Genomic DNA, 4,912 nt, shown 5'->3' on the forward strand with positions numbered 1-4,912 from the left:
GGGGCCGCGAGCAGCGCGCCCAGGGCGGCCGCTGCGGCGGCCCACCGCTTGCTTTGCATCTTCATTGTTGTCTCCGTCCTGTTTGTCTAATATTTGGACAAATCTGCGTCTGCCCGGCTTCATATTGGGCTTTGATAGAGGCCCCATCAACGCAAACTGTCCAAAAAATGAACAAACCCGAATCCGAAGGCTCCGGACCGCGCGTATTGCGCCGCGGCCTGCGCGTGCTGGGCGTGCTGCGGCAGGCGGGCGCGGCAGGCATGCACGTGGTCGACATCGCACGCGCGGCGGGCATGCAGCGGACCACGGCTTATCGCTATCTGGACGTGCTGGTGCAGGAGGGGTACGCCTTGCGCGAATCCGAGGCGCCGCGCTGGCGCGTGGCCGAGCTGGGCGTGATGATGGCGGGCGATCCGCACGCGCAAGCGGTGCGCGGCCTGCGGCCGGTGCTGCGCCAGATCAGCGATGTCAGCGGCGACTCTGCCTTCCTCATCTGCCGCGCGGGCAACGATTCGCTCTGCCTGCACCGGGAGGTGGGCAACTATCCCGTGCAGGTGCTGGCGGTCACGGTGGGACACCGCCAGCCCCTGGGCGTGGGGGCGGCCGGGCTGGCGCTATTGGCGGCATTGCCGCCAGAAGAGTCGGAAGAGGTGATTGCCCAGAACGAGCAGGCGCTGCGCGCCTATGGCGGCATGACGGTGGCGCAGATGCGGCGCCTGGTGGAGAACACGCGGGATCGCGGCTGGTCGGTGGTCGGCAATGCCGCGGTGCCTGGCGTGCTGGGCGTGGGCGTGGCCTTATGCGACGCGGGCGGATATCCGCGCCTGGCCGTCAGCGTATCCAGCCTGATCAGCCGCATGCAGGCGGCGCGCCAGCGCAATATTGCCGACCTGATCCGCGCCCAGTTGGCGCAAGACGGGGTCAGGGCGTAGCGCTGGGCGCTGCCGCGGGTTCCGGGAGACTAGGCTGCCGCCGAGGGCGGCACCCGGTAGGTCTTTTGATAGTGGACCGTGAAAGTCTTGAACGCATCCAGCGCCTTGTGCGGATCGTGGCCGGGCTTGACCAGGAAGCTGTCGAACCCGACGCGCGCCTGGTAGTGGATGGTGTCGATCATCACGTCGCCGACCGCGCGCAGTTCGCCTTGCCACCGGTAGCGCGTGCGCAGCAGCTGCGCCAGCGAATAGCCGCGGCCGTCGGTATAGACCGGAAAGTCCACGGCGATGAAGGCAATGCCGGTGGGATCCAGCGTGCCGTCGGCTTCGGCCAGGTCGCGCAGGTCGGCGTCGGATTCCAGCTGGACCGCGACCGGATGCTGGTGGCGGCGCAGCGCGGCCCGCGAGGTCTTCCAGGTGGAGAGAGGCACGATCCAGCCCGGCGCGTCGTTGGGTACCTGGCCTTCGGCGGGGACTTCCGGTTCCGGCGTGAAGAAATGCCAGGTGTCGGCCTCCAGGCGGCCGTTGCGGATCAGGTGGGGGCCGGGGGCGTCGTGTGGATAGATTTCAGACATGGGCGGCCTCGGCGTGCTGCGTGGGTTTGGCGAAGGCGGGGTCGGAATAGACGTCCTGCTTGAAGGGATCGATGCCGACGCGGTCCACCACGTCGATGAAGCGTTCCTCTTCGCTGTCGCGCAGGCCCAGGTAGGTGCGAACCAGGCGGTCCACCACGCCCGCGACCTGGTCGCGAGCGAACGACGGACCGATGATGCGGCCGATCGCGGCGCCGCCGCCGCGCGTGGATTCGATATCGGGCAGCGGCTTGGCGGCGCCGTTCTGGCGGCCGCCGATGGTGACCTGATACCACTCCTCGCCGGCCTTATCGACCCCGAGGATACCGATATGGCCCACGTGATGATGGCCGCAGGAGTTGATGCAGCCCGAGATGTTCAGGTCCAGCTCGCCGATCTCGAACAGGTAGTCGAGGTTGTCGAACTGACGCTGGATGGCTTCGGCCACCGGGATCGAGACGGCATTGGCCAGCGCGCAGAAATCCCCGCCCGGACAGGCGATGATGTTGGTCAGCAGTCCGATGTTGGGCGTGGCCAGGTTCAGCGCCTGCAGCGTGGTCCAGAGTTCATGCAGGCGCGCGCGGCGCACGTCTGCCAGGATCAGGTTCTGCTCGTGCGAGACGCGCAGTTCGCCGAAGCCGTAATCGTCGGCCAGGTTGGCCACCGCGTCCATCTGGTCGGCGGTGATGTCGCCCGGCGGCACGCCGGTGGGCTTGAGCGATACGGTGACGGCGGCGTAGCCGGCCACCTTGTGCGGGTGCACGTTGGTGCGCAGCCAGCGCGCGAAGCGCGGATCGGCGGCAGCCAGCGCGGCGGTGTTGTCGACGTCCTGCGTGGCGGCGGCGTCATATTGCGGCCAGACGAAGCGGGCCTTGATGTTGTCGACGAATTCCTGGGTGATGGTGTCGGGGCCGCCCTTGATGAGCTGCCACTGTTCGTCCACCTGCTGCGCGTAGACCTCAGGCGTCAGATCCTTCACCAGGATCTTGATGCGCGCCTTGTACTTGTTGTCGCGGCGGCCGTGCAGGTTGTAGACGCGCAGCGCGGCCTGCAGATAGGTCAGCAGGTCCTGCCATTCGACGAAGGGATTGATCAGCTTGCCGACGATGGGCGTGCGGCCCAGTCCGCCGCCGATCCAGACGCGGAAGCCCAGCTTGCCGTCGCGTTCGACGGCTTGCAGGCCGATGTCGTGCACGCCCACGGCCGCGCGGTCCTGCACCGCGCCGCTGACCGCGATCTTGAACTTGCGCGGCAGGAAGGCGAATTCGGGGTGCAGCGTGGACCACTGGCGGATGATCTCGCACCACACCAGCGGATCCACCAGCTCGTCTGGCGCGACGCCGGCGAAGTGGTCGGTGGTGGTGTTGCGGATGCAGTTGCCGCTGGTCTGGATGGCGTGCATCTGCACCGTGGCCAGCTCGGCCAGGATGTCCGGCACGTCTTCGAGCTTGGGCCAGTTGAACTGAATGTTCTGGCGGGTGCTGAAATGGCCGTAGCCGCGGTCCCACTTGCGCGCAATGTGCGCCAGCGTGCGCAGCTGGCGCGACGCCAGGATGCCGTAGGGAATGGCGACGCGCAGCATGGGCGCGTGGCGCTGGATGTACAGGCCGTTCTGCAGACGCAAAACACGGAATTCATCTTCCGTTAGTTGGCCATCGAGGAAGCGGCGCGTCTGGTCGGAGAACTGCGCCACACGCTGCTCGACGAGTTGCTGGTCGACGGGGTCATACACGTACATGTCTACTGCCCTTGAAGTCTTCTCGGTCTGGACCCCTGCGCTCGCCTGACGCAATGCGGCAGGGGAAAGGGGTTCATAACCGTAACAGGCAGCCGCGGCGACCGTCTAAGTCATTCTGGTAATAAGGTAATGAGGGCCCCCACGCTGCGCGCGCTGGCGCGCGCTTGCTGCCCCCCGAGGGGGCTGTCCCGCCTTGGGACGGCCCGGCGGCGGGACTGCCGATGTGCACCCCCACGCTGCGCGCGCTGACGCGCGCTTGCTACCCCCCGAGGGGGCTGTCCCGCCTTGGGACGGCCCGGCGGCGGGACGGCCGATTTACAGCGCGGCGTTTACCGCCCAGCGTGCCACCAGCACCAGAATGATGACCAGACAAGCCGCCAACAGCAGCCCGGTCAATATCAATGGCGCCGGCTTGTTGTTGGCGATGTCGGCATCGTAGCCCCGCCCGCGGCGCACGCCGAAGAATCCCCACAGCACGGATTTGACCGTGCGCAAGAAACTGAGCATGTTGTCTCTCCTGGCGTAGTGGTGGATGCCGCCAATGTAGGCCGCCGCGCGCCGGGGAAACAGATGCAGATCCGGCTTACTCGACCGTATCAGGCGTTGAACCAGCCGGGGCGCCGATGCCGCGCACGATGTGCTCCAGCAGCTCGCGCGCGGCCGGCGAGACGTGGCGGCCGGCGCGGCTGAGCACGTGCAGGCTGCCCTGGTTGAGGATGGGGTTGGCCAGCGGCAGGCTGGCCAGGCGCTGGGCGCGCATGTCCGCGGTGACCGCGATGGGCGGCGTCAGCGCATAGCCGATGCCGGCGGCGGCGAACTGCCACAGCGCCTTGAAGGACGAAGTGGTCAGCACGTTGCGCAGCCGGACCTGTTCGCTGATCTCGGCGGCCTGGATATGCTGGCGCACACCAAAGCCTTCCTGCATGGATGCGCCGGGATAGTCGGCCAGGTCGGTCAAGAGCAGCGGACGGCACAGCCGGGTCAGTGGATGGTCGTCGCGGACGATGGCGCGGATAGGCTCGGGCCGCGAATAGTGGGTGCGCAGGCGGGCGTCGTTGGGCGGCTGGAATACCAGTCCTATATAGGCGCGGTCGTCGACGATGCGCTGCACGATCTCGGAGGTGCGCGCCACGTCGATGTCCAGCGTGACCTCGGGGTGGCTGCGCCAATAGCCGGGCAGTACGCGCTCGAACATCAGTTCCACGAAGCCTTCGCCCAGCACCAGGTCTATGTGTCCCCGTTCGGCCTTGCGCAGGCTGTCGATCTCGGAGAAGAAACTCTCCTGGATATCCTGTTGGCGCTTGAGGTAGCGCGCCAGGATGTGTCCGGCGTCCGTGGGCACCACGCCGCGGCCGCGGCGTTCGAATAGCGCGATGCCGCAATCGCGTTCCAGCGCGGCAATGGCGCGGCTGACGGCGGACGGGTCCATGTCCAGCACTTCGGCGGCGCCGCGCACCGAGCCGCGGCTCATGACCTGCATGAAGTAATGGGTACGGCGGGCGTCGAGTTTTTCGTCCATGGCGGGGGCTCCGGGCAGGGAGTGCGGCGGCAGATCCACAGATACAATCTAGGGTTTACCCTTGCATGATCTGAGATCATGCAAAAATTTCCCCGGAAAAGCCTTTCCGTTGCATTTTACGCAACGTTTATGCGGCAGCCCTGTCATGGTT

Annotated in this window: 5 protein-coding genes; 1 reads left to right on the forward strand and 4 read right to left on the reverse strand. The window is 66.8% G+C overall.

Annotated elements, in window-relative coordinates; genetic code table 11:
* Positions 1-167 precede the first annotated feature (167 nt).
* The gene (locus VIR09_RS07415) at positions 168-932 is read left to right on the forward strand and encodes an IclR family transcriptional regulator (RefSeq protein ID WP_332012288.1); all 765 of its coding nucleotides are present in this window, start codon (positions 168-170) and stop codon (positions 930-932) included.
* A 29-nt stretch (positions 933-961) separates the two neighbouring features.
* Here the strand turns inward: VIR09_RS07415 and VIR09_RS07420 are convergent, their stop codons facing one another.
* The 4 genes from VIR09_RS07420 to VIR09_RS07435 all read right to left on the reverse strand — a co-directional run bounded on the left by VIR09_RS07420 (position 962) and on the right by VIR09_RS07435 (position 4,761).
* The gene (locus tag VIR09_RS07420; RefSeq protein ID WP_332012289.1) at positions 962-1,507 is read right to left on the reverse strand and encodes a DUF934 domain-containing protein; all 546 of its coding nucleotides are present in this window, start codon (positions 1,505-1,507) and stop codon (positions 962-964) included.
* Positions 1,500-3,242 carry a nitrite/sulfite reductase gene (locus VIR09_RS07425; protein ID WP_332012290.1) on the reverse strand — a complete coding sequence of 581 codons (1,743 nt, stop codon included), beginning with the start codon at positions 3,240-3,242 and terminating at the stop codon, positions 1,500-1,502. Before VIR09_RS07425 ends, VIR09_RS07420 begins: the two co-directional genes overlap by 8 nt.
* A 315-nt stretch (positions 3,243-3,557) precedes the next feature.
* Complete coding sequence (locus tag VIR09_RS07430; RefSeq protein WP_332012291.1) at positions 3,558-3,749, reverse strand: DUF2970 domain-containing protein; 192 nt, start codon at positions 3,747-3,749, stop codon at positions 3,558-3,560.
* A 76-nt stretch (positions 3,750-3,825) separates the two neighbouring features.
* Positions 3,826-4,761, reverse strand: a complete 936-nt coding sequence (locus VIR09_RS07435; protein WP_332012292.1) for a LysR family transcriptional regulator — start codon at positions 4,759-4,761, stop codon at positions 3,826-3,828.
* Between the last annotated feature and the right edge of the window lie 151 nt (positions 4,762-4,912).

The sequence above is a fragment of the Achromobacter sp. genome, assembly GCF_036567245.1.
GTDB lineage: Bacteria > Pseudomonadota > Gammaproteobacteria > Burkholderiales > Burkholderiaceae_B > Achromobacter.